This window comes from Endobacterium panacihumi (genome assembly GCF_050847465.1).
GTDB classification, from domain to species: domain Bacteria; phylum Pseudomonadota; class Alphaproteobacteria; order Rhizobiales; family Rhizobiaceae; genus Neorhizobium; species Neorhizobium panacihumi.
In genome coordinates, this window is the sequence record NZ_JBOZRA010000001.1 from 1,522,962 (window position 1) to 1,537,247 (window position 14,286).

General features: G+C 58.7%; 15 protein-coding genes. 2 read left to right on the forward strand and 13 right to left on the reverse strand.

The window, feature by feature from the left end; all coding sequences use genetic code 11:
• Position 1: 1 nt before the first annotated feature.
• The 13 genes from lpxA to ACRQ1B_RS07600 all read right to left on the reverse strand — a co-directional run bounded on the left by lpxA (position 2) and on the right by ACRQ1B_RS07600 (position 12,943).
• Positions 2 to 817 (reverse strand): acyl-ACP--UDP-N-acetylglucosamine O-acyltransferase, encoded by an 816-nt coding sequence (lpxA, locus tag ACRQ1B_RS07540; protein WP_432293010.1) that lies wholly within the window; start codon positions 815 to 817, stop codon positions 2 to 4.
• Positions 817 to 1,278 carry a 3-hydroxyacyl-ACP dehydratase FabZ gene (gene fabZ / locus ACRQ1B_RS07545; protein ID WP_432293011.1) on the reverse strand — a complete coding sequence of 154 codons (462 nt, stop codon included), beginning with the start codon at positions 1,276 to 1,278 and terminating at the stop codon, positions 817 to 819. Before fabZ ends, lpxA begins: the two co-directional genes overlap by 1 nt.
• Positions 1,271 to 2,335, reverse strand: coding sequence for a UDP-3-O-(3-hydroxymyristoyl)glucosamine N-acyltransferase (gene lpxD / locus ACRQ1B_RS07550; RefSeq protein ID WP_432293012.1), 1,065 nt, complete (start codon positions 2,333 to 2,335; stop codon positions 1,271 to 1,273). Before lpxD ends, fabZ begins: the two co-directional genes overlap by 8 nt.
• A gap of 48 nt (positions 2,336 to 2,383) precedes the next feature.
• Positions 2,384 to 4,714, reverse strand: a complete 2,331-nt coding sequence (gene bamA, locus ACRQ1B_RS07555; RefSeq protein ID WP_432293013.1) for an outer membrane protein assembly factor BamA — start codon at positions 4,712 to 4,714, stop codon at positions 2,384 to 2,386.
• A gap of 196 nt (positions 4,715 to 4,910) precedes the next feature.
• On the reverse strand, positions 4,911 to 6,035 hold the full coding sequence (gene rseP / locus ACRQ1B_RS07560) for an RIP metalloprotease RseP (protein ID WP_432293014.1): 1,125 nt from the start codon (positions 6,033 to 6,035) through the stop codon (positions 4,911 to 4,913).
• A gap of 74 nt (positions 6,036 to 6,109) precedes the next feature.
• Positions 6,110 to 6,943, reverse strand: coding sequence for a phosphatidate cytidylyltransferase (locus tag ACRQ1B_RS07565; protein WP_432293015.1), 834 nt, complete (start codon positions 6,941 to 6,943; stop codon positions 6,110 to 6,112).
• Positions 6,943 to 7,686, reverse strand: a complete 744-nt coding sequence (locus ACRQ1B_RS07570; protein WP_432293016.1) for an isoprenyl transferase — start codon at positions 7,684 to 7,686, stop codon at positions 6,943 to 6,945. Before ACRQ1B_RS07570 ends, ACRQ1B_RS07565 begins: the two co-directional genes overlap by 1 nt.
• A 48-nt stretch (positions 7,687 to 7,734) precedes the next feature.
• Positions 7,735 to 8,295 carry a ribosome recycling factor gene (gene frr, locus ACRQ1B_RS07575; protein WP_432293017.1) on the reverse strand — a complete coding sequence of 187 codons (561 nt, stop codon included), beginning with the start codon at positions 8,293 to 8,295 and terminating at the stop codon, positions 7,735 to 7,737.
• 60 nt (positions 8,296 to 8,355) lie between these two features.
• Entirely contained in the window at positions 8,356 to 9,078 is a 723-nt protein-coding gene (pyrH, locus tag ACRQ1B_RS07580; protein ID WP_432293018.1) for a UMP kinase, read from the reverse strand.
• Between the two features lie 97 nt (positions 9,079 to 9,175).
• A complete protein-coding gene (gene tsf / locus ACRQ1B_RS07585) occupies positions 9,176 to 10,102 on the reverse strand; it encodes a translation elongation factor Ts (protein ID WP_432293019.1) in 927 nt (308 codons plus the stop codon).
• Positions 10,103 to 10,349: 247 nt separating this feature from the next.
• Positions 10,350 to 11,123, reverse strand: a complete 774-nt coding sequence (rpsB, locus tag ACRQ1B_RS07590) for a 30S ribosomal protein S2 (protein ID WP_432293020.1) — start codon at positions 11,121 to 11,123, stop codon at positions 10,350 to 10,352.
• A gap of 185 nt (positions 11,124 to 11,308) precedes the next feature.
• The gene (locus ACRQ1B_RS07595) at positions 11,309 to 12,022 is read right to left on the reverse strand and encodes a pentapeptide repeat-containing protein (RefSeq protein ID WP_432293021.1); all 714 of its coding nucleotides are present in this window, start codon (positions 12,020 to 12,022) and stop codon (positions 11,309 to 11,311) included.
• A gap of 90 nt (positions 12,023 to 12,112) precedes the next feature.
• Positions 12,113 to 12,943, reverse strand: coding sequence for a cell envelope integrity EipB family protein (locus ACRQ1B_RS07600; protein WP_432293022.1), 831 nt, complete (start codon positions 12,941 to 12,943; stop codon positions 12,113 to 12,115).
• Between the two features lie 113 nt (positions 12,944 to 13,056).
• On the opposite strand from ACRQ1B_RS07600, the gene ACRQ1B_RS07605 reads away from it, so the two are divergent.
• Positions 13,057 to 13,527, forward strand: coding sequence for a RidA family protein (locus ACRQ1B_RS07605; RefSeq protein WP_432293023.1), 471 nt, complete (start codon positions 13,057 to 13,059; stop codon positions 13,525 to 13,527).
• Positions 13,524 to 14,264, forward strand: a complete 741-nt coding sequence (locus ACRQ1B_RS07610; RefSeq protein WP_432293024.1) for a glycerophosphodiester phosphodiesterase — start codon at positions 13,524 to 13,526, stop codon at positions 14,262 to 14,264. Before ACRQ1B_RS07605 ends, ACRQ1B_RS07610 begins: the two co-directional genes overlap by 4 nt.
• Positions 14,265 to 14,286 lie beyond the last annotated feature (22 nt).

The window sequence follows — 14,286 nt, forward strand, 5'->3', positions numbered from 1 at the left end:
ATCAGGCCTTGCCACGATGCGGCGAAGAAATCGCGCGATCGCTGTCGGCACCGATAAAGTCGAGGATTTCCATGACTTCCGGGCAATCCGCATATTCGTCGCGCAAAGCAGCGGCATTGGTGCGGATATTGCCTTCGGCCTCAAAAATATCCTTGAAGGCGCGGCGCACCTTGTGGATCGTCGCACGCTCGATACCGGCGCGCGTCATGCCGACCACATTGAGGCCGCCGAGAAGGCCCGGATTGCCGTTCAGCATGCCATACGGGATCACGTCATAGTTCACGGCAGACAGGCCACCGATAAACGCCTGACGACCGATGCGGCTGAACTGGTGCACGGCCGAACCACCGCCGAGAATGACGCGATCGCCGACCTTCACATGGCCGGCCAGCATGACATTGTTCGACATGATGATGTCATTGCCGAGAATGCAGTCATGCGCGACATGCGAATTGGCGAGGAACAGGCAGCGATCGCCGACAACGGTCGTGCCGCCGCCATCCACCGTGCCGGTGTTCATTGTCACACCTTCGCGCATCGTGCACATTTCGCCGACGAACAGCGTGGTTTCTTCACCGGCGTGATGCACGCTCTGCGGATCGCCACCGATGACGGCCATCGGAAAAATGCGTGTGCCGCGACCAATCTGCGTCCGGCCGGTAACAACCGCATTGGAGACCAGCTCGACGTCAGCGCCGAGAACAACCTTCGAACCGACCTGACAAAACGGGCCGATCGAAACGTTTTCGCCGATGACCGCACCATCCTCGACAACTGCCATCGGATGGATGCGTGCGCTTGCTGCTATCGTGCTCATTACTCGCCCTTGCGGCGGATCATTGCGCCGATGTCTGCCTCTGCGACGACGGCGCCATCCACCTTTGCATCGCAGTGGAACTTCCAGATGTTGCCGCGCTGCTTCTGCTTGGTGACATGGAATTCAACGCGATCGCCCGGCACGACCGGCTTGCGGAAGCGGGCATTATCGATCGTCATGAAGTAGACGAGATTGCCGCCTTCACCTTCCTTCAGCGCACAGATGGCACCGGCGGTCTGCGCCATGCCTTCGACGAGAAGAACGCCCGGCATAATCGGCTGTTCCGGAAAATGTCCGGTGAAATGCGGCTCGTTGGCGGTGACATTCTTGATGCCGATCGCCGAATTATCACCGTCGATCTCGATGATCTTGTCGACCAGCAGGAAAGGATAGCGGTGCGGCAAGAGCTTCATGATCTGCTGGATGTCTGCCGACGCCAGGGTCGTGTTGCCCTCAGCCATTCCGGTCTCCTCTTTTCTTTGCACGCTCATCGGAGCGCATCATGATTTCAGCAATATCTCTCAAAAAATCAGGCATGGGACGCGCCGGGATGCCACCATATTTGGCCTTTGGCGGAATGTCGCCGACAACGCCACTCATGGCTGCGATCTGCACGCCATCGCCAATGGTGATATGACCATTGATGCCCGAGGCGCCGCCGATCATCACGCCGTCGCCGATCGTCGTCGATCCGGCAATACCCGTTCCCGACGCAAGACCGCAATGACGGCCGATGCGAACGTTATGGGCGATCTGCACCAGATTGTCGATCTTGGTGCCTTCGCCGATAACGGTATCGTCCATGGCGCCGCGGTCGATCGTGGTGTTAGCGCCGATCTCGACATTGTCCTGAATGATCACGCGACCGATCTGCACGATTTTCATGAAGCCACGCGGCCCCGGTGCATAACCAAAACCGTCCTGGCCGATGCGTGCACCGTTATGAATGATCACGCCGTTCCCGATCATCGACGCAACGACGGAAGCGCCGGCAGCAATGGTGCAGTCCCGTCCGATCGTGACATTGGCGCCGATCACGGTCCCAGCCCCGATCCGCGTGCCGGTTCCGATTTCGGCCCCAGCTCCGATCACAGCCATCGGCTCCACATGCACACCGTCTTCCAGACGCGCCGTCGGATCGACATAGGCCGCTGGCGAGATACCGGCGGGCTCGGATGTCACGGCACTTGGCCGCAAACCTTCCGGATGCAGAAGAGCACCTGCCGCCGCGAATGCGGAATGCGGCGCACGCGTCAAAAGCACCGGAATATGATCGGGTATAGCAGAACGCAGACCGGCATCACACAGGATGGCCGTGGCCTGACAGGTTTCCAATTCTGCCTTGTTCTTGCGGGAAAGGATGTAGCAGATATCGCCCGCCTTTGCGCGCGAAACCGGCGAGACGGAGCGGACCAGCCGCTCGCCTGCCGTCTCATCCAAAAGCTCCGCCCCCAGGTGGCGGGCGAGCTCTTTCAAGCTCACCCCCTCATGGGGCGGAAAAAATCGATTATCGTCCATCAGCCTCAGCTCCAGAACATTTTATGTGGTCGTTCTGGACCAAAAGGATCAGAACTGGTTCGCCATGCTGAAGCGGAAGTTCTGCGTTTCGTCGTAGTCTTCCTTGGCAACCGGCACGGCGTAGTCGACGCGCAGAGCGCCGAAGGGCGATGCCCAAGTCAAGCCAGCACCAACCGATGCACGGATGGAGTTGTCGTCACGTACACCAACTGCCGGCACGTCGTTGCCGTAAAGCACGCCAGCATCAGCAAAGGCGTTCAGACGCAGACCGAAGTCTTCAGGCAGACCCGGAGCCGGAATGCTGACTTCCGCCGACGCATTGAAGTAGGTGGTGCCGCCGAGCGCATCGCCATTCGGCATACGCGGACCGAGACCGTTGTTCTCGAAACCACGAACCTGCTTGCCGCCAAATGTGAACTGATCGAAGATGTTCAGCTTGTCGCCCGTTGCGATCACGTGTCCTGCACCTGCCGAGAGCTGACCGATGATATCGGCCTCGTCGGACAAGAGCGTGAAGTAACGAGCACGACCGTAGATCTTGTAGTATTCGGAGTCGCCGCCGAGACCCGCATATTCATGCGTCACGGTTGCATAGATACCTTCGCGCGGAAGGGTCATGCTGTCGACCGTGTTGTAGGTCAGCGTCTGCGAGATCGAAGACTGTACGTAATCGCCATGGTTGATCATGTCGATATACGGCTGAGACAGGTTACCGTTATTCAGGTAATCGCTATTACCGTCGTAACCGATTTCTTTGTACGTGTAGCGGAACGTCGTTGCCAGATCTTCGGTGATCGGCGCCGTCACGCGCAGCGTAAAGCCCTGCTCATTGTAGTCGTAGTAGTCTTCAGACGAAGACTGGCTTCTGAAGACGTCGAAACCGGCAGCCAGACGATAACCGAGGAAATAGGGCTCGGTGAAGGACAGCGAGTAGGTACGCGCATCATCAAGACCGCCACCAACGGCGATGCGGATGTACTGACCGCGGCCGAGGAAGTTCTTTTCTTCGATCGAGGCTTCGAGGATCGCGCTGTCGCTGCTCGGCGAATAACCGACACCGATACCGAACGAACCGGTCGACTGATCTTCAACATCAACGATGATGATGACGCGGTCGGCGGACGTACCCTGCGTGGTCGAGATATTGACCTTGCCGAAATAGCCCAGAGCCTCGAGACGACGCTTGGCGCGCGTGATCATGGTCTGGTTGAAGGCATCGCCTTCGCTGATATCGAACTCGCGACGAATGACATAGTCACGCGTACGGGTGTTACCGCGGATTTCGATACGCTCGACGTAAGCGCGCTCACCCTGGTCGACCAGGTAGGAGACGCCGATCGTGTTGTTCTGGAAGTTGCGGTCGCCGCGCGGCGTAACACGTGCAAACGGATAACCCGCTGCAGCGACGCGCTCGGAAATCGCTTCCATCGACTTCTGGATGTCGCTTGCCTTGTAGGTGTCGCCGGTCTGCGTCTTGACGAGCCCCTGAAGATCTTCAGCGTTGATGCCTTCAACCGTCGATTCGACGCGCACATCACCAAACGTGTAGCGCTGACCTTCTTCGACCGTGAAGTTGACCGTATAGGCGTTCTTGGATTCATCCAGAACCGCATCCGAAGACACGACGCGGAAGTCGGCATAACCGTGGTTATAATAGAACTGGCGCAGCGCCTCTTCATCGGCACGACGCTTGTCGTCGTTATAGACGTCCTTGCGGGTCAGGAACGACAGCGGGCCGGATTCCTTCGTCGCGATCACATCGCGCAGACGACGGTTACCATAGGCCTGATTGCCGACAAAGTTGATCGAATCGATCTTGGTGCGATCGCCTTCATTGATCTGGAACGCGATATTGACGCGACCCTGACCGACCGGAACAACCTGCGTGGTGATCTCGACATCGCTGCGGCCGGTTGCCGAATAGGCCTGCTTGAGGCGCTCGATGTCGGAGGCAAGCAGAGCATCGCTGTAAGGACCGAGCGGCTGCGTCTGTACGGCGCCAGCCAGCTTGTCATCCTTGATCTTGCGGTTGCCGTTGAAAACCACCTGGTTGACCAGCTGATTTTCGTTGACGGACACCACGAGCGAACGACCGGAAACACTGATGCGGACGTCGGAAAAATAACCTGTGGAATACAGGCGCTTCACCGATTCATCGATGTCGGCTTCGGAGAAGCTCACACCCGGACGAATGGTGATGTTGGAGCGAACGGCTTCTTCGCCGGCGCGCTGGGCACCGCGGACTTCCACCCGCTGGATGGTAGCGGCCTGGGCAACCGGGGCAGAGGCAAGCACAACGACACCCGCACCCGATGCGACAACACTAGCAGACAGCGCAAACGCCGACACTGCGTTCAAAAACTTTGAACCAGCTTTCATATTCACTTCTTACCTTTTTCCGTTGTCCCTAGACGGGTGGCACCCGACTCCGGCCACGTGTGTCGTTTTACCTTCTTTTGTCCTACAAGCAAGGCATCGCGTTAATTTCTATTTACTTCCTTCGCAGCCGTGGCGCATTCGCCACGCGGACATGCAAACAGGGTAAATAAACGGTTTATGCACCGTTCTGAAACACTTAACCGATCCACCTGCCGATCGTGTCATTCCATGTGGCGAACACCATCAGCGTGAGAATCAGCGCAAAGCCCAGCCTGAAGACGATCTCCTGAACCCGCGCATTCAGGGGACGCCCTCTCACTGCCTCAAGCGCGTAAAGCAGCAGATGGCCACCGTCAAGCACCGGAACCGGCAACAAATTCATCAACCCCAGAGATACGGAGATAACCGCCGCAAAATTCAGCACGGCGACGAAACCCAGCGTCGCCATCTGCCCCGTTGTCTCGGCGATCCGGATCGGACCGCCGATCTGATCGGCGCGCATGCGCCCGGCAAAGATATTGGCGATGTAACGGCCTGTGCCGGTAATGATATTGCCGGTTTCCTTGAAACCTTCGATGACGGCCGCACCCGGAGAGAACTGCTGGACGCGGAAATTGCCGCGCTGTTCATTGGTGACGATGCCGATCAGGCCGAGTTCCACCTTGTTGCCGAACTGGTCAGTGATTTCCTCACGCTTGGGCACCATCGGCAGATCGAGACGCGAACCTTCGCGCTCCACGGTCACAATGATCGGCACCAGTGGGCGGATGCTGACATACCGGCGAACTTCGTCAAACGTCGATACGGTGTGGCCATCGAGTGCCACCAGCTTGTCGCCGACCTCGACGCCGGCAACCTGTGCGGCACTGTCAGGCCGCACCTCGGCCACCACCGGATCGGCGACGACCTTGCCGTAGACGCTGAATAGAACCGCGAAAATGGCGATGGCGAGGATGAAATTGGCGATCGGACCGGCAGCAACCGTTGCCGCTCTTTTCCACAGCTTTGCGCCTGCAAGCGTCTGGCTGCGCTCCGTCTCGCTCATCCCGGTCAGCGCATCGGTGCCCGGCATGCTGGCCGCATCCTCGTCACCGTAAAACTTGACATAGCCGCCCAGCGGAATCGCCGAGATCTTCCAGCGCGTGCCGTGACCATCGGTGTAGCCGACCAGTTCCGGCCCGAATCCCACCGAAAACGCCACGACCCGAATACCGCTCCATCGGCCGACGAGGTAATGCCCCATCTCGTGCACGAAGACGAGCACGGAGAGAACGAGGATAAACGGGATGATATACCCGGTAAGCACGCCGAAAATTGCCATCACGCCATCCATTCCTGCTTCGCCGGCTCCCTGCCCTTAATTTATGTCTCAGATTTCATGCTGTTATGACGGTCTTAAAGACCGAAAAGAAAACCGGCAACAGAGGTTTCACCGTAGCCTGTCCAGGCTGCATGCGCCATGGCCAGCAGAAACGCCGCGAAACAGGCGAAAACGAGACCGTCAACACGGTCCATCACACCGCCGTGACCGGGAATGAGGTGGCTGGAATCCTTGACGCCGAATCGGCGCTTGATGAAGGACTCGAACAAATCGCCGATCTGGCTCGCCACAGACAGCGCAAAAGCCAGGATGACGGTGCGCAACGATACCTGCGAGAAGAAGGACAGCAGCAGCACACTTCCAAGAGCGACGCCCGAAACGGTCCCGCCGATCGCGCCTGACCATGTCTTGCCGGGAGAAATACGCGGAGCCAGTTTTGGGCCGCCGATAGAACGACCAAAGAAATAGGCAAGGATGTCGGTACCCCAGACGACGGCGAACAGGAACAGCGTTGCCATCAGACCGAACTGGTCGCTGCCGCGAATCGCTGCCAGCGAGATACCGCTCAAGCCCGCATAAAGCACACCAGCGGGCATCCAGCCGCTGCCGCGACGCAGAAACTTCAAAAGAAGCGCGGTGATGGTGAAACCGCCCAGCAGCGGCGCGCCGAGCCCGATATCGCCGAACGCAAGATTGGCAGCGATACAGATGACCGCCACCCAACCGAAGGCATCCCCCCGCAGGTCCACTTCCGGCAGCCGGGTCATTTTCGACCACTCGTAATAGATCAGCAGCGACATGGCGGCAGCGAACAGCCGAAAGGGCGTGCCACCGTACCAGGTAGCCGCCAGCGTGACCGCCGCCATGACAATCGCTGAAATCGTGCGCTTTTTGAGCTCGCTTGCCATCAGCCGGCAACCGCCGCCGGCTTGGCGGTCAAGCCACCAAAACGCCGGTCGCGCGCGGCATAGGTCTTCAAGGCATCAAAGAACATCTGGCGATCGAAATCCGGCCAGAAATCCGGCAGGAACAGGAATTCCGAATAGGCAGCCTGCCAGAGCAGGAAGTTGGAAAGGCGCTCTTCACCGCTCGTGCGGATGATCAGGTCCGGATCGGGAATTCCAGCAGTATCGAGGCGCTGATCCACCATGGCCGCGTCGATATCCTCCGGCCGCAGCAGGCCGGCGGCAACCTCGCTCGCCAATCGTTCGATGGCGCGCAGAATCTCGTTCCGTGAACCGTAATTGAAGGCAATGACCAGGGTCAGCCCGGTATTCTTGCTGGTTGTTTCTTCCGCCTCGATCAGCATCGGCAGCAGATCGCCTTGGAGATTGCGGCGATCGCCGATGATGCGGATCTTCACGTTGGAGCGGTGCAGCTCAGCCAGATCGCGCCGGATGAAACGGCGCATCAGCCCAAGCAGGTCGGTCACCTCGGTTTCCGGCCGGCTCCAGTTTTCCGAAGAGAAAGCAAAAAGCGTCAGATATTCAACGCCTGCTTCGCCTGCAGCCTTGACGGTCTCGCGGACAGCCTCAACACCTTTGGTGTGACCGATCGTGCGCGGCAGGCCGCGCTGGTTTGCCCAGCGACCATTGCCATCCATGATGATGGCAACATGCTTCGGGATCACGGTTAGATCAGGTTTCACCATTTTCGGTCCGACGTTTATGACAGCGATGAGCGGGCAATCATGCAGGCCTTAAACCTGCATGATTTCCTTTTCCTTCTCCGCAAGCAAGCGGTCCAGTTCGGAAATCGCATCATCTGTCATCTTCTGGATCTTTTCCGACTGCGCGCGGCTGTCGTCCTGACCGAGATCGCCGTCCTTTTCAGCCTTCTTCAAGGCATCCATGCCGTCACGGCGAACGTTGCGAACGGCAACCTTGCTCTTTTCCGTGTAGTCGTGAGCGACCTTCACGAGCGACTTGCGGCGCTCCTCGTTCAGTTCCGGCAGAGGAATGCGCAGATTCTGCCCATCCATGATCGGATTGAGGCCGAGGTTCGATTCGCGAATGGCGCGATCAACCGCGTTGACCATCGACTTGTCCCAGATGGACACGCCGAGCATGCGCGGCTCGGGAACGGTGATGTTGGCGACCTGGTTCAACGGCACGCGCGAACCATAGGCTTCGACCGTGACCGGATCGAGAATGTTGGCAGAGGCGCGGCCCGTGCGCAGCGAGGCAATATCGCTCTTGAAGGCCGTAACAGCGCCGTCCATGCGACGCTTGATGTCGTTGAGATCGATGGCACCGCTCATCTTAAACTCCGTATGTTGCTTGAGGTCCGCTGCGGCCGTGCGCGCGGACCTCCTTGAAGATCAGTTGTCGACAACGACGGTCTTGAGACCACCGCCGGTCAGGATTTCGGCGAAACCGCCGCGTTCGTGAATCGAGAAGACGATAATCGGGATCGTGTTCTCCTGCGCAAGCGCTACCGCCGTAACATCCATCACCGCGAGCCCCTTTTCCAGAACTTCCGCATGGGTCAGCTGCTCGAAACGGGTTGCGGTCGGGTCCTTCTTCGGGTCGGCGGTGTAGATACCATCGACCTGCGTGCCCTTGAACAGCGCCTCGGCGCCGATTTCGGCCGCACGCAGGGCGCCGGCACTGTCGGTCGTGAAGAACGGGTTGCCCGTACCGCCGGCAAAGATCACTACCCGGCCTTGCGAAAGATGATGCAGCGCCTGACGCTGCGAAAAGCTTTCACAGATTTCCGGCATGGAAATGGCCGAAAGAACCACCGTATCGACACCGAGCTTGCGCAGCGAGGTCGCCAGCGCAAGTGCGTTGATGACGGTGCCCAGCATGCCCATATGGTCCCCGGTGACACGATCGCCACCCTTGGAAGCCACGGCGACGCCGCGGAAAATGTTGCCGCCGCCGACAACGATACCGACATCGACGCCCATGCGGCGCGCATCGGCGATATCAGCCGCAATACGGTCGGCTACGGTCACGTCAATGCCAAAACCCTGGCTGCCCATCAGGGCTTCGCCGGACACTTTCAAAAGCACACGTTTATAAATTGGCTGGGAAGACATGGATACTCCTTCGAGGCTCGCACCGCCAAGCCGGATACACGAAGGGCACCGCGTTGTCACGCGATGCCCCTGTGATTATTGATATTGTATAAAGTTATCAGCCCTTGGAAACGGCTGCGACTTCAGCTGCGAAGTCGGTCTCTTCCTTCTCGATGCCGTCGCCGAGCAGAAGGCGGGCCATGCCGGTGACTTCGATCGGTGCGCCGACTTCCTTTTCGGCAGCCTTGACAGCTTCACCGACGGTCAGGTCAGGGTTGATGACGAAAGCCTGCGACAGAAGGGCAACTTCTTCGAAGAACTTGCGCATGCGGCCTTCGACCATCTTTTCGATGATGGCTTCCGGCTTGCCGCTCTCGCGCGACTGTTCGATGAAGACGTTGCGCTCGCGCTCGGCGACAGCAGGATCGACTTCTTCCGAACGGATGGCGAGCGGAGCCGTTGCAGCAATGTGCATGGCAACCTGGCGGCCGATGGCGTTCAGGGCATCCTTGTCGCCGGTCGACTTCAGGGCAACCAGAACGCCGAGCTTGCCGAGACGGTCGGCAGCAGCGTTGTGGATGTAGGTGGCAACAACGCCGTCTTCGACTTCGAGAGCAGCCGAACGACGCAGGTTCATGTTTTCACCGATGGTGGCAACAGCGTCCTTGATCGTGTCGGTGACCGACTTGCCGGTTGCCGGGTAGGCAGCCGCGCCAACGGCTTCAACGGTGCCGTCGGTGGTCAGAGCCACGTCGGCAATGCCGCGAACCATGGTCTGGAAAGCGTCGTTACGGGCAACGAAGTCGGTTTCGGAGTTAACTTCAACGACAACAGCCTTGGTGCCATTAGATGCAACGCCGATCAGGCCTTCAGCAGCCGTGCGGCCCGACTTCTTGTCGGCCTTTGCGATACCCTTGGCGCGCAGCCAGTCGATTGCTGCTTCGATGTCGCCGTTATTTTCGGTCAGCGCCTTCTTGCAGTCCATCATGCCTGCGCCAGACTTTTCGCGCAGTTCCTTCACCAGTGCAGCGGTGATTTCAGCCATTGTGAGCCTCTTGTCGGTTCGAGTTGCGTGCCGCCGGAAAAACCTCGGCGAACTCAAGGTTTTGGGAACGAATGTACCCGGAAGTATGACAGGGTGATGAAGATCATCACCGGCCTGTCGTCTCAACCGCGAAAGTCATCTGATGCGGGAGGACAGGTCCTTAAACGACCAAGGCCAGGGATTGGTATCTCTGGCCTTGGACGAATTCGAGAAGAAGGAGCGGTCAGTGCCGCTCCGCCCCAGACGATTAAGCCTGAGCTTCGGCTTCGCCTTCGAGAGCCGGCTCGATCGGAGCTTCGGCCATACCGCCGAGGTCACGACCGGAAGCGCCCTGCTGGCGAGCGATACCGTCGATGGCAGCGCGTGCCATCAGGTCGCAATACAGCGAAATGGCGCGCGAAGCGTCGTCGTTGCCCGGGATCGGGTAGTCGATCAGGTCCGGATCGCAGTTCGAGTCGATGATAGCAACGACCGGGATGCCCAGGCGCTTGGCTTCGTCGATGGCGATCTTTTCCTTGTTGGTGTCGATGATCACCATCAGGTCCGGGGTGCCGCCCATGTCGCGGATACCGCCGAGAGCCTTTTCAAGCTTCTCGCGTTCGCGCTCGAGGTTCAGGCGCTCTTTCTTGTTGTAGCCGGACTGTTCCGAAGACAGGATCTCGTCGAGCTTGCGCAGACGGGCGATCGAGTTCGAAATGGTCTTCCAGTTGGTCATCATGCCGCCGAGCCAACGCGAGTTGACGTAGTACTGGGCAGAACGCTTGGCCGAGTCAGCGATCAGCTCGGAAGCCTGACGCTTGGTGCCAACGAACAGAACGCGGCCGCCACGGGCAACGGTGTCCGAGATGACCTGCAGGGCGCGCGACAGCATCGGAACGGTCTGCGCGAGGTCGATGATGTGGATGTTGTTACGATCGCCGAAAATGTACGGCTTCATCTTCGGGTTCCAGCGATGAGTCTGGTGGCCGAAGTGGACGCCTGCTTCGAGAAGCTGACGCATGGAGAAATCGGGCAATGCCATGCCTAGTTATCCTTTTCCGGTTGAACCTCCGCAAGGCGAACAGCACCCTCTTCGAGGATGCCACCGGGCGGAACTGCCCGGATTTCTCCCGGACGATCCCATGCCTTACGTGTGGAATGGTGGTGCCCATACAGTGCTTCACCCTTGAGATCAAGGTGAAGGCTTAAAAAAGATGGGACGAAAGCTCAATCCTTGGGACAAGGCCAGACTGCCGGGGCACGCAAACCTTTCGGCAATTTCGTCGCTGCGTCACCACAGGACAGATCGACCTGAGCCTGGGCCAGATCCATGGCACCGGATAAATCCAGCCCTTCGATGCGCGTCAGGAACATGAAGGCGCGATCAAATCGCGGCGGCGTCGTGAAGGTTGCCTTGCTCAGATCGGCACGCGACAGATTGGCAAGCGTGAAATCGACATCGCTGATATCTGCCTTGTCAAAGCTGGTGCGTCCCAACTCGGCCTTTTCGAAATTGGCGCCCGACAGGTTGGAGCCACCGAAATTGGCCCGTTGCAATTCGGCCGATTCGAAACTCGCTGCCTTGGCGGAAATGTTCTGCAAACCGGCACGATAACCTTCGGCACGGGAGAAGTCAGCCTTGTCGGCCGTCGATCCTGTAAACCAGGCGCGAATGATCCGTGACTTTTGCAGATTGGCACCGTTCAGGTTGTTGTTCCTGAGATCGGTCATCGAGAAGTCGGCCTCGGAAAGATTTGCGCCCTGAAAATCATTACCCGACATCATCAGGTTCTTTTTGACGCAACCGCTCCAATCGACACGGGCGGCAGCCGATGAGCCACAACTACCGGCGCCAAGTGCTGCAGGCGCAACAAAATAGCTGCCACCGGCGATGACCGCGATACAAAAGAGACCGGAAAAAATGCCCGACTGCCGAACCATCGCCCGAATTCCACCAAGTTCCGAACTTCCGCCATTATATATGGGACGGAAACATGTTCACGTCATCACTTTCCGCTGAAATGCGATCGTTTATTTACAGTCCGGCGCACGATCGAGCACTTCAAGTTTGGCAAGCTGACCGGTCAGTACGAAATCACCATAATCCATGGTGAGATCACGGGTGATGCCATTGTCGTAAAGCTTGAACGACATGCGATAGACAGGCACCGCATCGCCCTCACCGCTATCGTTGAAATAGGCGATCGTTACCGGCCAATAGTCCTGCTTGGAGAATTCTCCGGCCTGCCCCGCATCGGCATCATCCGCCTGCGGCGTCTGCTTCTGGCCGACGACGGTCGAGGTCAGCAGGCTCTTGTCGCCGTCTTCCGAGCCGTCGAAAATCCGGGCCTCGAAGAACCGTTTGCCGTTGCGGGCATTGTCTAGAACCTCAAGCATATGCTGCGTCGGAAACTGGCTGGGCGTCAGGTCCAGTTCGCGCGCATCCGGCTTCTGCAACTCCACTTTCACGCCGGTCGACACATTGGTCGCCTCGCCGCTCACCTGCTTGTCGAGCTGCTCGTCGGTGAAGGACTTGGTCTCGAAGCGGAATTCCTTGAGATCGGCATTCTCGAATGTGGTCGTCTGCTGGTCTGTGGTACGCTGGTCTTCGCCGGTATCCGTCTTGGTGACGAATCGGAAATTGGTGGTGAAGCCGGTGCAGGCGGAACCGGTGAATTCGTAGACCATGCGGCCATACATGCCCTCGATGCCGGAACGTTCCGACACATCCTTGAGCTTGAGATCGTAGACCGCCCGGTGCGGGATCAGAGCCCGCGCACCTTCGACGCCGGCAGCGGCCGATGTGGCGGTGGACGCCATCAACGTCGCCGTGAATGCCAGCCCGAGCGTCAAACGAAACATTCAATCTCTCCTATCGGACTCACGGCGCAGTGTTATAAGAACGCCATCGAGTAATGCTTATCGTCCTGCATGCAGGATTTCTGCTCATATTACAACAAAAGCCGGAGACCGAAATGTCCGATGCCATCGAAAGCCGCCTGAAGGAACTGGGCTACACCCTTCCCGTCGCAGCAGCGCCTGCCGCCAACTACGTATCCTACGTCATCAGCGGCAATCTGCTCTACATTTCCGGCCAATTGCCGACTGAAAATGGCAAACTTGAGATCAAGGGGCTTGTCGGTCAGGACGTCGATGTCACGGCCGCCAGCCGCGCCGCCGAACTTTGCGCCATCAACATTCTGTCCCAGGCGAAGGCAGCGCTTAACGGCGATCTCGGCAAGATCAAGCGCGTGGTCAAGCTGTCGAGCTTCGTTGCATCTGCGCCGGGCTTTACCGAGCAGCATATCGTCACCAATGGCGCATCGAACCTGATCGCCAATGTTCTCGGCGAAGCCGGCAAGCACGCCCGCGCCGCTGTCGGCATGGCGGCCCTGCCGCTCAACGCCGCCGTTGAAATCGAAGCCATCATCGAGATCGACGTATGACCTCCCAAAACTCTGGTGCAGCCTGGATCAAGGACCTGCCGGTCGCCCATCGCGGCTACCACGACATGAACAACCAGATCTGGGAAAACACGCTGTCCGCCTTCGAGCGGGCAGCGGAAGCCGGTTTCGCTATCGAATGCGACCTGCAGCTCTCGGCCGACAGCGAAGTCATGGTTTTCCATGACGACACGCTGGACCGCGTTTGCGGCATTTCGGGCGATGTGCGCGAGCGGACCGCCGCCGAACTCGGCATGCTGTCGATCGGCGGCACCAAGGACCGCATTCCGACGCTGAAACAGATGCTGGCTCTGGTGGCCGGTCGCGTGCCTCTGGTCATCGAGATCAAGGGCCGCACCGCCGAACTGGATGACGGTTTCGTTGAAGCCGTTCTGGAAGTGCTGGAAGGCTACAAGGGCACCGTCGCCCTGATGAGCTTCGACCACCACATCCTGCGCGACCTGAAGCGTGTCGAAGCACCCTACCCGCTCGGCCTCACCGCCATGGGCGACAAGCCGGATGATTTCTTCAAGCACGACGATGCCATGCATCTCGGGCTGGATTTCATTTCGTACCACTGGCCGCATCTACCCAACACATTCATCTCGGCCCAGCAAAAAGCCGGCATTCCGATCATCACCTGGACGGTGAGGGATGAAATGGCGCGCGAACATACCTATAAACATGCTGACCAGATGACGTTTGAGGGTTTTGACCCGAGGGAGACTTCCTCCCGCTAAAAGGCAGACTTCCTGCCGCCAA